General features: G+C 66.4%; 15 protein-coding genes. 8 read left to right on the plus strand and 7 right to left on the minus strand.

Features of this window, described 5'->3' with window-relative positions; all coding sequences use genetic code 11:
• The first annotated feature begins 83 nt into the window (after window positions 1–83).
• From ffh to rimM, 4 genes are all read left to right on the plus strand, one after another.
• Entirely contained in the window at window positions 84–1,592 is a 1,509-nt protein-coding gene (gene ffh / locus QZ755_RS01315) for a signal recognition particle protein (RefSeq protein WP_294318811.1), read from the plus strand.
• Between the two features lie 47 nt (window positions 1,593–1,639).
• Window positions 1,640–2,023 carry a 30S ribosomal protein S16 gene (rpsP, locus tag QZ755_RS01320; protein WP_294318813.1) on the plus strand — a complete coding sequence of 128 codons (384 nt, stop codon included), beginning with the start codon at window positions 1,640–1,642 and terminating at the stop codon, window positions 2,021–2,023.
• A gap of 89 nt (window positions 2,024–2,112) precedes the next feature.
• Window positions 2,113–2,238 carry a hypothetical protein gene (locus QZ755_RS01325; RefSeq protein ID WP_294318816.1) on the plus strand — a complete coding sequence of 42 codons (126 nt, stop codon included), beginning with the start codon at window positions 2,113–2,115 and terminating at the stop codon, window positions 2,236–2,238.
• A 25-nt stretch (window positions 2,239–2,263) separates the two neighbouring features.
• Window positions 2,264–2,722 (plus strand): ribosome maturation factor RimM, encoded by a 459-nt coding sequence (gene rimM / locus QZ755_RS01330; RefSeq protein WP_294318819.1) that lies wholly within the window; start codon window positions 2,264–2,266, stop codon window positions 2,720–2,722.
• 3 nt (window positions 2,723–2,725) lie between these two features.
• Here rimM and QZ755_RS01335 read toward each other — a convergent pair whose 3' ends face one another.
• Genes QZ755_RS01335 through QZ755_RS01345 form a run of 3 tightly spaced genes read right to left on the minus strand, consistent with a single transcriptional unit; the run spans window position 2,726 to window position 4,595 of the window.
• Window positions 2,726–3,121 (minus strand): BLUF domain-containing protein, encoded by a 396-nt coding sequence (locus QZ755_RS01335; RefSeq protein WP_294318822.1) that lies wholly within the window; start codon window positions 3,119–3,121, stop codon window positions 2,726–2,728.
• 52 nt (window positions 3,122–3,173) lie between these two features.
• On the minus strand, window positions 3,174–3,611 hold the full coding sequence (locus QZ755_RS01340) for a hypothetical protein (protein ID WP_294318825.1): 438 nt from the start codon (window positions 3,609–3,611) through the stop codon (window positions 3,174–3,176).
• A gap of 42 nt (window positions 3,612–3,653) precedes the next feature.
• Window positions 3,654–4,595, minus strand: a complete 942-nt coding sequence (locus tag QZ755_RS01345) for an NAD(P)/FAD-dependent oxidoreductase (protein ID WP_294318827.1) — start codon at window positions 4,593–4,595, stop codon at window positions 3,654–3,656.
• A gap of 64 nt (window positions 4,596–4,659) precedes the next feature.
• On the opposite strand from QZ755_RS01345, the gene trmD reads away from it, so the two are divergent.
• From trmD to QZ755_RS01360, 3 genes are all read left to right on the plus strand, one after another.
• Entirely contained in the window at window positions 4,660–5,397 is a 738-nt protein-coding gene (trmD, locus tag QZ755_RS01350; protein ID WP_294318831.1) for a tRNA (guanosine(37)-N1)-methyltransferase TrmD, read from the plus strand.
• Window positions 5,394–5,783, plus strand: coding sequence for a 50S ribosomal protein L19 (gene rplS, locus QZ755_RS01355; RefSeq protein ID WP_056497824.1), 390 nt, complete (start codon window positions 5,394–5,396; stop codon window positions 5,781–5,783). Before trmD ends, rplS begins: the two co-directional genes overlap by 4 nt.
• 120 nt (window positions 5,784–5,903) lie before the next feature.
• Window positions 5,904–6,302: a VOC family protein gene (locus tag QZ755_RS01360; RefSeq protein WP_294318838.1), complete on the plus strand. Its 399-nt coding sequence runs from the start codon at window positions 5,904–5,906 to the stop codon at window positions 6,300–6,302.
• Between the two features lie 51 nt (window positions 6,303–6,353).
• On the opposite strand, the gene QZ755_RS01365 is transcribed toward QZ755_RS01360, so the two are convergent.
• Together QZ755_RS01365 and QZ755_RS01370 are read right to left on the minus strand one after the other, a co-directional pair.
• A complete protein-coding gene (locus QZ755_RS01365; protein ID WP_294318841.1) occupies window positions 6,354–8,489 on the minus strand; it encodes a histidine kinase dimerization/phosphoacceptor domain -containing protein in 2,136 nt (711 codons plus the stop codon).
• 118 nt (window positions 8,490–8,607) lie between these two features.
• Window positions 8,608–10,245: a histidine kinase famiy protein gene (locus QZ755_RS01370; protein WP_294318844.1), complete on the minus strand. Its 1,638-nt coding sequence runs from the start codon at window positions 10,243–10,245 to the stop codon at window positions 8,608–8,610.
• A gap of 104 nt (window positions 10,246–10,349) precedes the next feature.
• Here QZ755_RS01370 and QZ755_RS01375 point away from each other — a divergent pair, with 104 nt between their 5' ends.
• The gene (locus QZ755_RS01375; RefSeq protein ID WP_294318847.1) at window positions 10,350–11,207 is read left to right on the plus strand and encodes an oxygenase MpaB family protein; all 858 of its coding nucleotides are present in this window, start codon (window positions 10,350–10,352) and stop codon (window positions 11,205–11,207) included.
• Here the strand turns inward: QZ755_RS01375 and QZ755_RS01380 are convergent.
• Both QZ755_RS01380 and QZ755_RS01385 read right to left on the minus strand, forming a co-directional pair.
• Window positions 11,204–13,258 carry an NAD(+) synthase gene (locus tag QZ755_RS01380; protein WP_294318850.1) on the minus strand — a complete coding sequence of 685 codons (2,055 nt, stop codon included), beginning with the start codon at window positions 13,256–13,258 and terminating at the stop codon, window positions 11,204–11,206. The two genes, QZ755_RS01375 and QZ755_RS01380, sit on opposite strands and share 4 nt — an antisense overlap.
• 97 nt (window positions 13,259–13,355) lie before the next feature.
• Window positions 13,356–14,030 (minus strand): murein L,D-transpeptidase catalytic domain family protein, encoded by a 675-nt coding sequence (locus tag QZ755_RS01385; RefSeq protein WP_294318853.1) that lies wholly within the window; start codon window positions 14,028–14,030, stop codon window positions 13,356–13,358.
• Window positions 14,031–14,045 lie beyond the last annotated feature (15 nt).

The following is a 14,045-nucleotide window of genomic DNA, read 5'->3' on the forward strand; positions in this document are numbered from 1 at the left end:
GGCGACGCCGGCCGACGAGGTTTCGTCCGCCGGCGTGTTTTGCTTGAGCGTTTTTCGCGAGAATTGGCAACTGGAGTGCGCGCGTGTTCGAAAGTCTGAGTGACCGGCTGGGAGGGGTGTTCGATCGTCTGCGCGGTCGCGGCGCGCTGACCGAGGCCGATGTCCGGACGGCGATGCGCGAAGTCCGCGTGGCGCTGCTGGAAGCGGACGTGGCGCTGCCCGTCGCGCGGGAGTTCGTCGAGAAGGCGACCGAAGCCGCCGTCGGCCAGAACGTCCTGCGTTCGATCACGCCGGGGCAGCTGGTCGTCAAGATCGTCCACGACGCGCTGGTCGACATGCTCGGGCCGGATACGGCCGAGCTGGACGTGGCGGTCACCCCGCCTGCCGTCGTCATGCTCGTCGGGCTGCAGGGGTCGGGTAAGACCACCACCACCGCCAAGCTCGCCAAGCTGCTGAGTAAGCGCGAAGGCAAGAAGGTGATGATGGCGTCGCTCGACGTCAATCGCCCGGCAGCGCAGGAACAGCTGGCGGTGCTTGGCACCCAGGTCGAAGTGGCGACACTGCCGATCGTGGCCGGCCAGCAGCCGGTCGACATCGCACGGCGTGCGCTGCAGGCGGCGAAGCTGCAGGGCTTCGATGTCGTGATGCTCGACACGGCCGGTCGTCTCCACGTCGATCAGGCGCTGATGGACGAGATGAAGGCCGTCTCGGACATCGCCAAGCCGAACGAGACGCTGCTGGTCGTCGATTCGCTGACCGGTCAGGACGCGGTCAACGTCGCGCAGAACTTCTCCGAGCAGGTGCCGCTGACCGGCGTCATCCTGACCCGTATGGACGGCGATGCGCGCGGTGGCGCCGCACTGTCGATGCGCGCGGTCACCGGCAAGCCGATCAAGTTCGCGGGCACCGGCGAAAAGCTGGACGCGATCGAGCCATTCCATCCGAAGCGCGTCGCGGGCCGTATCCTCGGCATGGGCGACGTCGTGTCGCTGGTGGAAAAGGCGGCGCAGTCGATCGAGGCCGAAGATGCCGAGCGTATGGCCGGCCGCCTTGCCAAGGGTCAGTTCGACATGAACGACCTGCGCGGGCAGCTGGCGCAGATGCGGCGCATGGGCGGCCTGGGCGCCTTGGCGGGCATGATTCCCGGCATGAAGAAGGCGCAGGCGGCGATGGCGTCGGGCGCGGTCGATGAAAAGATCCTGTTGCGCATGGACGCGATGATCACGTCGATGACCGCGAAGGAACGCGCCAAGCCCGAACTGATCAACGCCAAGCGCAAGATCCGCATTGCCAAGGGGTCGGGCACGACGGTGCAGGACATCAACAAGCTGTTGAAGATGCATCAGGAAATGCAGACCGCGATGAAGAAGCTCAAGAAGATGGGCGGCATCAAGGGCATGATGGCGATGCTGGGCAAGGGCGGCATGGGCGGTCTGGGCAATGCGCTCGGTGGTCCCGGCCTTGGCGACCTGATGAGCAAGGCGGGTGGTGAAATGCCCGGTTTGCCCGGCCTTGGCGGCGGCATGGGTGGCAAGGGCGGCGGGATGCCGCAGCTGCCCCCCGGCTTCGATAACCTCATCAAGAAGAAGTAACCGCCGGTCGGAACCGGCTTACACAGACCAACGAAGGAAGAAGAACAATGGCACTCAGCATCCGTCTGTCGCGTGGTGGCTCGAAGAAGCGTCCCTACTACCGCATCGTCGTCGCCGATGCGCGCAGCCCGCGCGACGGCCGCTTCATCGAGAAGATCGGCACCTACAACCCGCTGCTGGGCAAGGAAGACGAGAAGCGCGTCGTCCTCGACGCGGAGCGTGCGACCCACTGGCTGGGCGTCGGCGCGCAGCCGACCGACCGGGTGGCCCGCTTCCTCGACAAGGCTGGCGTGAAGGAACGCGCTGCCCGCAACAACCCGACCAAGGGCAAGCCGGGCGAGAAGGCCGTCGAGCGCGCCGAAGAGCGTGCCGAAAAGGCGAAGGCCGCTGAAGAAGCCGCCAACGCTCCGACCGAAACCGCCGAAGCATAAGAGGGTGTGCCGGTGCGTCGTTCACGACGTGCCGGCATCTTTTGATCGGCGTCACGCGTTCCCGCTCTTCCCGAGCAGGAGTGTGACGCATGATCGATCCCAAAGAACAGTCGGCCCATGACGAAGACGCCACCAATGTCGGCCAATCGGCGGAAGAACCCGCCGAAGGCAGCGACGACGCCCCCGTCGGCGGCGAAGGTTCGCCCGACGCCTGACGTCGCGGGTGACCGCAGCCGGGTCGTGCTGGCGGCGATCGCCGGTGCGCACGGGTTGAACGGCGAAGTCCGGCTGAAGCTGTTTACCGACGACCTGTCGGCATATGCCACGCTGAACGGCGGCGCATTGACCCTCGCGTCGGTGCGTCCCGCCACCAACGGCGCGATCGGCAAGTTCCGTGAGATCACCGACCGCAACAAGGCGGAGGCGATGCGCGGCACCGAACTGTGGATCGGGCGCGACCAGCTGCCGCCGCTGGGCGAAGGCGAATATTATCATGCCGACCTGCTCGGCCTGGCCGTGGTGTCGGACACCGGCGAGGCATTGGGCCAGGTGGTCGCGATCGACGATTTCGGCGCGGGCGACGTGATCGAGATCGAACGTCCGGGCGGCAAGCGGTTCATGGTGCCGATGCAGCCCCATGCCGTGCCCGAATGGAATGCGGAACGCCTGGTGGTCGACGCGCTGTTCGCGGTCGATTGACCCCTATCGTGTTGCGGTAGCGGCGAACGCCTGCCGCAACGCTTCGGGTGCAGCGGCAAGGCGTCGCTCGATTCGTGCCATGACCGCTTCGCCATCATTCAGCGCACGGGTAGCGCGCTCCATGCTCCAATAGCCGAATTCGCGGGCAGCGATCCTGCGGTCCGACAGCACCGTCAGTTCGGCATGGCGCGGGTCGCGTGCGATCCGGGCATAGGTTGCCGCAACGCTCGGCTCCGGCCCCTCGATCACCTGCAGGAAATGGGTACCGTCGTGCCACAACAGCCCGGTGATGCCATCGACCGCATTGTTGTGGCGGGATTGCTGCAGGATCTGGTCCAAGTCGACACCGGGTGCGCTGCGGCTGGTGTAGCAAAGCTGGCGGAACGTCGTTTCGATCACGATCGATCGAATACGATCGCTTTGCCCGACGATCAAGCCAGATGCGTAACGATCACCGGTCCCGCGGCGGTACGGTCGGTGGCGGACCCAGGTCAGTATCCGGATCAACCAGCCCGGTGACGAGCCTCCCGACCAGTGTTACCGGATCGCGACCGCGGCCATAGCCATAGGCCTCCGCCTCCCGTTTCGAACAACGCCGCTGGCCGCGGAACATGCCGCAGCCCGACAGGAACGGGTTCTCGGTCGATGGCGCGGGCACCTCGCCGATCACCGCACCCTGTTCGCCGACCTCCCGCACGGTCGGCAGTGGCAGACGGTATCGCTCGCCTTGATCCCGGTCGCCGCAGACCACGATCTCGTCCGCGCTTCCAGCAGCGCAGTCGCGTGCCGCCGCGCGTTCGGCGGCGGCGGCAAGGATACGGTCGATCGACTGCGCCTGTGCCGAGGGGGCGGGCAGCAGGGCGGCGATCAGGATCAACGGTCTGCGCATCGGTCATGATGGCTAACGCGCTCCACCGACCGCGACAAGCCGTCAGCGGCGGATCGGTCGACGTTCGGCCAGCAGGTTGCGGATCGTCGTCGCCGCAACCCCGGCCTCGCCCATCGCGTGGCTGATCTGGTCGAGGCCCTTCACCACGTCCCCCGCCGCGAACAGGCCGGGTACCGAGGTCCGCTGATGATCGTCGACCTCGAGACACCCTTCCGCATTCGCCCGCGCGCCGGCGGCGATCGCCAGTTCGGACCGGATATGCGACCCGAGCGCCGGATAGACGCTGTCGAACGCCATGTCGCCCGCGGCGGTGCGCACGACGAAGCGGTCGCCCTCGATCCGATAGTCGCCGCACGGACCATCGATCCGGTCTATGCCCCCGGCGTCCAGCGCAGCGCGGCAGGCATCGTCGAGGGCATGGCCGCTGTCGGGCGCGATCAGCGTCACGTCAGCGGTATAGCCCCGCAGGAACAGCGCCTCGCGCATCCCATGGTCGCCGGTCCCGATGATGCCGACCCGCCGATCGGTAACCTCATATCCGTCGCAAATAGGGCAATAGCGCAGCAGCCCGCGGTGCAACGCCGCGTCGTGCAGCGCGTCGTCCAACCCGGCAGGGCGGCGATTCACGACGCCGGTCGCCAGCAGCACGGTGCGTGCGCGCAGGGTGCTGCGGTCGGTCCGGACGACGAAGGCGTCGCCGTCGCGATCGATCGCGGTAACCGTCGCCGCTTCGCAGGTTGCGCCATAGTCGCGCGCCTGCCGGTGCATCCGTGCCAGCAGTTCGCGGCCGGGAATGCCGCCGGGAAAGCCCGCATGGTTGTGCGTGCGCGGGATCATCGCCGCCCGGCTCGACCCGCAATCGAACAGGCGGATCGCCAGGTGGAAGCGCGCCAGATAGATCGCGGCGGTCAGTCCGGCGGGACCCGCGCCGATGATGGCGCAGTCGATCGTCCCGGCATCGGTCGGGGGGGTGGGTGCAGGCATGGACAGGCAAATGACGGGGCAGGGGCTTTCGTTCCCGGCAACATGCGGGCAGAGGCTGTCCCCCATGACGTTCGCCGCCACTATCCTGACGCTCTATCCCGAAATGTTTCCCGGACCGCTTGGGGCATCGCTCGCCGGGCGGGCGCTGAGGGAAGAACGCTGGTCGCTCGACACGGTGCAGATCCGCGATTTCGCAACCGACAAACACCGCTCGGTCGACGACACTCCGGCGGGCGGCGGCGCCGGCATGGTGCTGCGCGCGGACGTGCTGGCATCTGCGCTGGACAGCGTGGCCGACGGACGTCCGGTGCTGGCGATGACTCCGCGCGGCAAGGCACTGACCCAGGCGCGGGTGCGCGATCTGGCGGAAGGCCCCGGCGCGATCATTCTGTGCGGCCGGTTCGAAGGGTTCGACGAACGCCTGTTCGAGGCACGCGACATCGAACCGGTCGCGATCGGCGATTATATCCTGTCGGGCGGCGAAATGGGCGCGCTGGTGCTGCTGGATGCTTGCGTTCGGCTGCTTCCCGGCGTAATGGGCGCGGCTTCGAGTGGTATCGAGGAAAGCTTCGAAAGCGGCCTTCTCGAATATCCTCAATATACCCGACCCTATGAATGGGAAGGGCGTGTGATCCCCGAAGTGTTGCGATCGGGGGATCATGCGCGGATCGCGGCGTGGCGCAAGGCACGGTCCGAATCCGATACACGGCTATGGCGGCCGGACCTGTGGGAGCGTCATGTCGACGCTCGGGTCCGTTCGCCCTCTGGCGCGCACGAACAAGACGAAGGTCAGAAGAAATGAACCTCCTCCAGACGCTCGAAGCGGAACAGATCGCCAAGTTCCTCGAATCGAAGTCGATCCCCGAATTCCGCGCCGGTGACACCCTCAAGGTCGGTGTGAAGGTCGTCGAAGGCGAGCGGACCCGCGTGCAGAACTACGAAGGCGTGTGCATCGCGCGTTCGAACGCCGGCATGGGCTCGTCGTTCACCGTCCGCAAGATGAGCTTCGGCGAAGGTGTCGAGCGCGTCTTCCCGCTCTATTCGCCGAACATCGATTCGATCGAGGTCGTGCGTCGCGGTGTCGTGCGTCGCGCGAAGCTCTATTATCTGCGTGGCCGCACCGGCAAGTCGGCCCGTATCGCCGAGCGCCGCGATCCGCGTCCGGCCAAGGCGACCGCCGCCGAGTAATCGGCTGCACGCATTGCGTCACGGAAAGGGCGCGGTGGCTATTGGCTGCCGCGCCCTTTTTTGGTTCGCTTGCGGGACGAGGGTATTGGCTCGCCGCTTCGATCGGAGCATCGTCACCCTGTGCCGCAACGCCTGAGCCTGACTGCGCTTCTTGTCGACGAATATGACACCGCGCTTTCCTTCTTTGTCGAGAAGCTCGGCTTCGAATTGCGCGAAGACACGGTGCTGGGCGATGGCAAGCGATGGGTCGTGGTCGCGCCGTACGGTGCGGCAGGCGGACTGTTGCTCGCTCGTGCGGTTGGCGAGCGACAGTGCGATGCGATCGGCGATCAGAGTGGCGGTCGCGTCTTCCTATTCCTTGAAACCGACGACTTTGCTCGTGACCACCTTACCTATACGCAGCGGGGCATCCGTTTCGTCGAGGCGCCTCGCCGGGAGCCGTACGGCACGGTGGCCGTGTTTGAAGATCCCTACGGCAACCGATGGGACCTGATCGAGCCTGTCACCCGCCGCGGATGACGTCGCGCGGCGGCAAGAGACCTAGGTCGCCCGATCTGCCGTAATCCGCTGTCAAACCTCGTCCGGGGTCGCGATCGGGGCGGACACCGTGAACCGCAGGCCCGGCGCATTGTCGCTTTCCTCGATCGTGCCGTTCAACCGCTTGACCATTGCGCCCAGCATCCGCGTGCCGAACCCGGTGCGGCTGCCCGTGCGTCCCTGTCCCCGGTCGGCGACGGTCAGGCGGAAACGGTTGCGCACCTTTTCCAGCGTGATCGCAATCGGCCCCGGCTGCCCGCCATAGGCGTATTTCTGGGCATTGATGACCAGTTCGACCAGCACCAGCCCGATCTGCACCGCCGCATCGGCGGTGATCAGTAGCGGTGCCAGGTCCATGGTCAACCGCCCGGTCCACTCGGCGCCCATCGACGACTGCATTTCCGCCAGCAGGTCCTCGATATAGCGGCCAAGATCGATGACCGTCACGGTATCGTCGGAATAGAGCCGGCGATGGACCAGCGCGACCGCCGACAATCGCCGCTGCGCCTCGCCCAGATGGCGAGTCAGCGCTTCGTCATTTTCGGCATGGGCCTGCATCGCAAGGAACGCGACGACCAGCTGCAGGCTGTTCTGCACCCGGTGATTCACTTCCTTTATCAGCGTCTCCTGCTGCGCGAGCAGCGCGTCCTTGTCGTTCACGGCGCGGGTCAGTTCGCGGTTCAGTTCGCCGATGCGGCGACGCTGGCGCACGTCGAACAGCAACCGCGACAGTCGATGCGCCGCTTCGATCTCTGCCGGGCTCCAGGGGCGGGCGCGCCCCCGAATTTCCTCACTCCACGCCGCAAAGGAAGCGCGCGGGGTCAGCGGCTGGTCCGCCGCCTGCCCGACCGCCTTGTGCGGGTTCCCTGCCCATTGGATCGTCTGCAACGTCTCCGCTCGGAACCACAGAAGCACCACCGGCTCGTCCGCCGACAGGGTGATGGCCAGCACCCCGCTGGCGAGGTCGCGATAGGCCTTGGCGGCCGGCAAACGCTGTTCGAGCGAGGCGGTGTGGACCAGGATACTGCCCTGCACGCGAACCCATCGCAGGATGTCGGCAACCGCTTCCGGCGCAGGCACATGGCCGCTCGAATGCAGCATCGGTCCCCGTTGCAATACGAACCCGTCGGCGTGAAGCAGCCGTTGGAGGTCGCTCGCGATCAGTGCCGACATCTGTTCGGGGTCGTACTCCTGCGCCAGCCGCTGTGCCAGCGCGTCCTCGGCCGTGCGCAGGCGCAGGCGTTCGCGATATTCGGCGGCTTCTTCCTTTGCACCGACCTGTTGCGCGAACGACGCCGCGATCAGTTCGCACGTCTTGCGCTGCAGATAGGACAGGCCGCGCGGACTGCGATGATGGCACGCCACCAGCCCCCACAAGATGCCGTCCTTGACGATCGAAACCGAAGCCGACGCGGCAACGCCCATATTCTTCAGATACTGGACATGGATCGGCGATACGGCGCGCACGCCGACATCACTGAGGTCGATGTCGACCAGCGCCGGGTCGATGCCGACGATCGGTGCCGGGACATAGGATGCGTTGGGGATTACGCGGACGCGGTTGCGGATGTACAACGCGCGGGCCTGGCGCGGGATGTCCGATGCCGGGAAATGGTGGTTCAGGAACCCGTCCATGTCGGGCGCATGGCGTTCGGCCACCACCTTTCCCGAATCATCGTCGAGAAAGCGGTAGATCATCACCCGGTCGAACCCCGTCAGCCGGGAGAACAGGGTGGCGGCACGGGCGGTCAGATCGTCGAGGTCCGCCGATCGCGAAAATTCCTCGCCGCTCTGTTCGATCCACGCCAGCGCGTCATCGGTGCCCGGTTCGCCCGGCGTACTCGGTTCCAGCTCGATCAGCCAGAACCGCCCTTCGCGGCTGGCGACGATCGACAGCGGGTTCGGGGTCGCAGGCGGCAGCATGACCGGCCCGGCGATGGTCGAGCGCAGTACCGACAGCCCGGCATCGCCGATCAGCGCGTCGATCGATCCGCCCAGCCACTGCGGACCCATCAGCGCAGCCAGGTCGCCCGCACCGCCGACGATCGTCCCGGCGATGGGATCGACGATCAGCAACATGCCGTGCGGCTGGATCGCGCCCGGCATATGGATCGGTTCGCGATCGCAGATCGTCAGGTCGTGTCCCAGGTCCGATGGCGATGTCGCCAATCCGGAATTCCGGACATCTGCACTGGTCGCCAAGCCTAGCCCTTTCGTCGTCATACGGCTGCCCGGCGATGGGGATCGTGGCGGGAAGGTACTGCTCTATAACCGGAAGCGTCGATCATCAACCGGTACCGGTCGGGCCGTCAAGCACCTGCCGGACCCGCATGGCCAGGTCGATCCGCTTGTACGGTTTGCCGATCAGGTCGAATTCGGTACCGCGCGCATCCACCCGTTCGATCGATGCCTCGGCATAACCGGTGGTCAGCAGTACCTTCAACCGGGGTTTCAAGCGCCGGGCCTCGCGCGCGACCATCACCCCGTTCATGCCGCCGGGCATGATCAGGTCGGTGAACAGCAGGTCGATCGCGGCGTCGGCTTCCAGCACGGTGATCGCCTCCGGCCCATTGTTCGCGCGCAGGACGCCATAGCCGAAATCCTTCAATATCGCCTCGGCCAGGTCGCCGACGTCGCGCTGATCCTCGACGATCAGCACGGTTTCCGTGCCGTGAAGGTCGGCGTCGCTGCGTGGGCGCCGCTGGCGGATCGGTTCGGCAACCGCGCTGGCCGCGGGGAACAGCAGGCAGACGGTGGTCCCGCTTCCCTCCTGCGATTCAATGTGCAGCGCGCCGTCGGACTGCTTCATGAAGCCATAGACCATCGACAGGCCAAGCCCGGTGCCCTTGCCCTGATCCTTGGTCGTGAAGAACGGTTCGGTCACGCGGGCGCGAACCTCCTCCGACATGCCGCTGCCGGTATCGGCGATCGACAAGGCGATAAACTTGCCGCTCAGCTTGTCGCCATAGCGTGGATCGCTCCCGTCCAGCGTGACGTGCTTGGCCGAAATGGTGATCGTACCGCCATCGGGCATCGCATCGCGGGCGTTCATCACGATGCCGATGATCGCCGCTTCTGCCTGCACCGGATCGATCCGGGCGTTGCAATGGTCGCCACAGGGTTCGACCTCGATCGTAATCGACGTATCGCCGATCGTCCGCTTCAGCATCGGGAGCAGTGCGCGCACCAGGTCATCGACATTGGTGACCCGTCCCGACAGCTTCTGTCGCCGGGAAAAGGCGAGCAGCTGTTGCGTCAGTTCCGCACCGCGATCCGCCGCCTCCATCACCGCGCGCAGCGAACGGCGCGCCCGGTCGGGGTCCAGCGGTCGCTCGTCGCTGCGCTCGACCTGGTTCAGCAGGACATCGGTGAACCCCTGGATTACCGTCAGCAGGTTGTTGAAGTCGTGCGCGATACCGCCGGTCAGCTGTCCGACGGCTTCCATCTTCTGCGCCTGCCGCAAGGCTTCCTCGGCATCGCGACGCCGCGTCACATCCAGTTGCGAGGCGAAGTGGTAGCGCAGCCGGCCGTCGCCGTCGAACACCGGCGAAATGAACAGCGCGTTCCAGAAGGTGCTGCCGTTCTTCTTGTAATTGATGATTTCGACCGACGTTTCGCGCTGTTCGCGAATTGCCCGGCCGATTTCGGCCACGGTGTCGCGATCGGTTTCGGCACCCTGCAGGAACCGGCAATTCTGCCCCAGCACTTCATCGGCATCATAGCCCGTCATGTTCAGGAACGCCGGGTTCGCGAAGATTATCGGATTGTCGGGCAGGTTGGGGTCGGTGACGATCATCGGCATCCGCGTCGTCTTTACCGCGGCAAAGAAGATGCCGTTGCCCGGATCGTTCATTTCGCGACCCGCCATCGCCGCCTGGCGCTGCGCCATGTCGAGCGGCTTTTCCGGGCTGGGGGGTGAGGACATGGAGCAGACCTGTCGGTTCGAGGGCGTGGCGACAAAGGTCGCGAGCGAGCGATTTGGTTCCGTAACGATCGGACCCGCAGTCCCGCTCCGCTCGTTCCCGCACGATGAACCCATTACGCCAGACAATCGCGGGCCAGGTCCGCCGCCTGACCGGCGCCGGTGACGGCGCGATCGACCTGTGGCGCCCGCCCGGCGACGACGGGCTGTTCGGTCCCGGATCGGTCAGCTGGCGGGTCCATGGCGATTTTTCGTCGATGATGATCGGCGGGACGACCGCGCTGCTGCTGCAGATGCTGCACCCCGGCGCCCTTGCCGGGGTGTGGGACCACAGCAATTTCCGCCACGACATGCTCGGCCGGTTGAAGCGCACCGCACAGTTCATCGCCGGCACGACCTATGGCGCCACTGCGGAGGCGGAGCGGCTGATCGACCATGTGCGACGCATCCATGATCGGGTCCACGGGCTGCTCCCCGATGGTACGCCCTATGACGCCAATGATCCGCACCTGCTGACCTGGGTCCATGTCGCGGAGACGGATTCGTTCCTGCGCGCCTATCTGCGCTATCGCGACCCACATCTGTCGCGTGCCGACCAGGATCGGTATTTCGCCGAGAATGTGGTGATCGCCGAGCGGCTGGGCGCGCGCGACGTGCCGGACAGCCGGGCGGCGGTGGATGCGTGGCTGCTGGCGATACGCGGCGAATTGCGGTGCGACGACCGGACCCGGACCGTCCGCGACGCGCTGCTGAACCAGCCGCTACCCAATCCGTTTCTCAAGGGTTTCGGCGCGTTGAATACCGCCGCGGCGATCGACCTGCTGCCACCCTGGGCGCGCGCGATGCTGGCGTTGCGCAGCGCGGCGCCGTTGGGGGTCCGCGCCGGGGCGCAGGGCATGGCGCGGATGCTGCGCTGGGCCTTGGGCGGGTCGGCGTCGGAAAAGACCGCGCGGGCGCAGGGTTAGAGCGGCGGCAGGCCCGCGCGCAGCTCCTCGACCCACGGCGTCGCCACCCCGTCCGACGGCGCCCGCCAGTCGCCGCGCGGCGACAGCGCCCCGCCGGCCGACACCTTCGGCCCGTTGGGCAGCGCCGATCGCTTGAACTGGCTGGTCTGGAAGAAGCGCCACAGGAACTTTTCCAGCCATTTGGCGATGGTCGGCAGGTCGTAGCTGCCCTTTGCCGCTTCCGGAAAGTCGATCGGCCACCGCCCGGCGGCGGCATCGCGCCATGCGTGCCAGCAAAGGAAAGCGACCTTCGACGGCCGCTGCCCATACCGGACGATATGGTGGAGGAAGAAATCGTTCAGCGCATAGGGGCCGACGCGATCCTCGGTGCTTTGCATCCGGCCATCGGCATCGGCCGGCACCAGCTCGGGTGAAATCTCGGTATTCAGGATCGCGTCCAGCACCGCATCGGTATCGCGATCGAACTGGTCGGTGCGGATCGTCCAGCGGATCAGATACTGGATCAGCGTCTTGGGCACGCCGGCATTGACGCCGTAGTGGCTCATATGGTCGCCGACACCATAGGTACACCAGCCCAGCGCCAGTTCGGACAGGTCGCCGGTGCCCAGCACCAATGCCTCGCGCTGATTGGCCAGCCGGAACAGGTAATCGGTGCGCAGCCCGGCCTGCACATTTTCGAACGTCACGTCATAGACCGGCTCGCCGCTGGCAAAGGGGTGGCCCATGTCGCCCAGCATCTGGCGCGCGGCGGGACGGATGTCGATCTCGTCACCGGTGATGCCCAGTGCCCGCATCAGCTTCCACGCATTGCCCTTGGTCGCTTCCCCGGTGGCGAAGCCCGGCATGGTAAAGCCCAATATGTCGGTGCGGGGCCGCTGCAACCGGTCGAACGCCTTTGCCGCGACGATCAGCGCGTGAGTCGAATCCAGCCCGCCCGACACGCCGATCACCAGCCGCTTCGTCCCCGACGCGACCAGCCGCTTGCGCAGCCCTTCGACCTGGATGTTGAACGCTTCATAGCAGTCGTCGTCCAGCCGATCGGGCGTGTTGGGCACGAACGGATAGCGGCGCACGGGGCGCAACAGGCCGATGTCGCCTTCCGCCGGGACGTGATCGAAGCCGGTCCGGCGAAATCGCGTTTCGGGATGGCCGCTGGCCGCCGCGCAATCGTTGAACGTGCCCGTCCGCATCCGCTCCAGCCGCAGCCGTTCCAGATCGACATCGGCAACGGCGATGCCCGCCGACTGGTCGAACCGGTCGGACTGGACCAGCAGCTCGCCCAGCTCATGCACCGAACCCTGTCCGTCCCACGACAGGTCGGTCGTGCTTTCGCCGATGCCGGCGGCGGCATAGATATAGGCGGAAACGGTCCGCGCCGATTGCGATGCGCACAGCATCTCGCGGTCGCGCGCCTTGCCGATCACGATGTTCGATGCCGACAGGTTGCACAGCACCAGCGCCCCCGCCATCGCCCCGGCGGTCGAGGGGGGCAGGGGGGACCAGAAATCCTCGCAGATTTCGGCATGGAACACGAAATCGGGCAGGTCGTGCGCGGCAAACAGCAGGTCGGTTCCGAACGGCACCTCCTGTCCGGCCAGCGTCATGGTCAATCCGGTCAGCCCGACACCGGGCGCGAACCAGCGCTTCTCGTAATATTCGCGGTAATTGGGCAGATAGGTCTTGGGCACGACGCCCAGGATGCGCCCGCGCGACACCGCCACCGCGCAGTTGTACAGACGCCCGTTGCGCCGCAGCGCCGCACCCAGCAGCAACACGGGACGCAAGTCGGCACTGGCCGCGACCACCGCCGCCAACGCCGCTTCGGTCGCATCGCACAGCGCGTCCTGCAGATGCAGGTCGTCGATCGCGTAGGCGGTGAGGTTCAGTTCGGGAAAGACCAGCAGGTCGGCGCCCGCGTCATGCCCCTGCCGCGCCAGATCGATGGCGGCGCGGCCTCCGGCGGCAGGGTCGCCGACATGGGCGGGCGGGGTGCAGGCCCCGACGCGAAGCAAGCCGTGGCTGTGGATCGAATGGAATGGATGCGCGGTCATGGCGGCATCCTACCGGGAGATGGGGTGATGCGGAACCGGTTACGTCCCGCTATCCTTTGCGAACGGGATGGAGCCGCGTCAGCGGCTCAGCCCGCACTCAAACCTTGGCGGCGTAGATCATCCGGCCTTCGCCCAGCAGGTCGAACACGCGGGCCAGATCGCCTTCGGCCACCGCGAAACAGCCCTGGCTGCGGCCCAGCTTGCCGTGCTGCGCGATCATTTCCGGATTGGCATACCAGGCGCCATGGACGACGATCGCGCGCATCAGGGCGTTGTCGTTGGTCGGGTCCAGCCCGAGCAGCCGCTGCGACCGGCCATGCTTGCCGACATAGTAATTGTCGGTGATGAACGCGCCTTCCGACGTGGCATTGGAATCGGGCACGTTGCTGAACCGCGTCAGCGATCCGCAATGCGCCGGGTCCGACCCGCTGCCATGCGCGACGCGCATCGCCGATACGACGCCGCTGTGCATGTCGATGAACTGAAAACGGGGGTGGGCGGAATCGACCGCGAAGTCGGCGATGGCGATCCGGTCGGTACGCGCGATCCGACCCGAATGGCGGTCCATCGACGCGAGCGCACGTTCGAACAGCCGGGGATTGACCGTCGCGGGTGCGCGCATCTGCTTCACCGGAGCGGCCGGCACGGGGGCCGAGGCAAAGCGATGGGGCGGCGGGACGATGGGGGCGTTCTGTGCGATGGGCACGATCGCATTCGTCGTGCAGCCCTGTGCCAATACGGCGCCGGCCAACCCGCCTGCCGCTTTCAGCACCGCTCGCCGCGATCG

Origin of the sequence: uncultured Sphingomonas sp. (genome assembly GCF_913776855.1) — a bacterium.
Classification (GTDB): Bacteria; Pseudomonadota; Alphaproteobacteria; order Sphingomonadales; family Sphingomonadaceae; genus Sphingomonas.

Bases quoted from the DNA above. Each gene is read 5' to 3' on its own strand.
- rpsP (WP_294318813.1), top strand. From the start codon at position 1,640: ATGGCACTCAGCATCCGTCTGTCGCGTGGTGGCTCGAAGAAGCGTCCC.
- QZ755_RS01325 (WP_294318816.1), top strand. From the start codon at position 2,113: ATGATCGATCCCAAAGAACAGTCGGCCCATGACGAAGACGCCACCAAT.
- QZ755_RS01340 (WP_294318825.1), bottom strand. From the start codon at position 3,611: ATGCGCAGACCGTTGATCCTGATCGCCGCCCTGCTGCCCGCCCCCTCG.
- QZ755_RS01345 (WP_294318827.1), bottom strand. From the start codon at position 4,595: ATGCCTGCACCCACCCCCCCGACCGATGCCGGGACGATCGACTGCGCC.
- trmD (WP_294318831.1), top strand. From the start codon at position 4,660: ATGACGTTCGCCGCCACTATCCTGACGCTCTATCCCGAAATGTTTCCC.
- rplS (WP_056497824.1), top strand. From the start codon at position 5,394: ATGAACCTCCTCCAGACGCTCGAAGCGGAACAGATCGCCAAGTTCCTC.
- QZ755_RS01370 (WP_294318844.1), bottom strand. From the start codon at position 10,245: ATGTCCTCACCCCCCAGCCCGGAAAAGCCGCTCGACATGGCGCAGCGC.
- QZ755_RS01375 (WP_294318847.1), top strand. From the start codon at position 10,350: ATGAACCCATTACGCCAGACAATCGCGGGCCAGGTCCGCCGCCTGACC.
- QZ755_RS01380 (WP_294318850.1), bottom strand. From the start codon at position 13,258: ATGACCGCGCATCCATTCCATTCGATCCACAGCCACGGCTTGCTTCGC.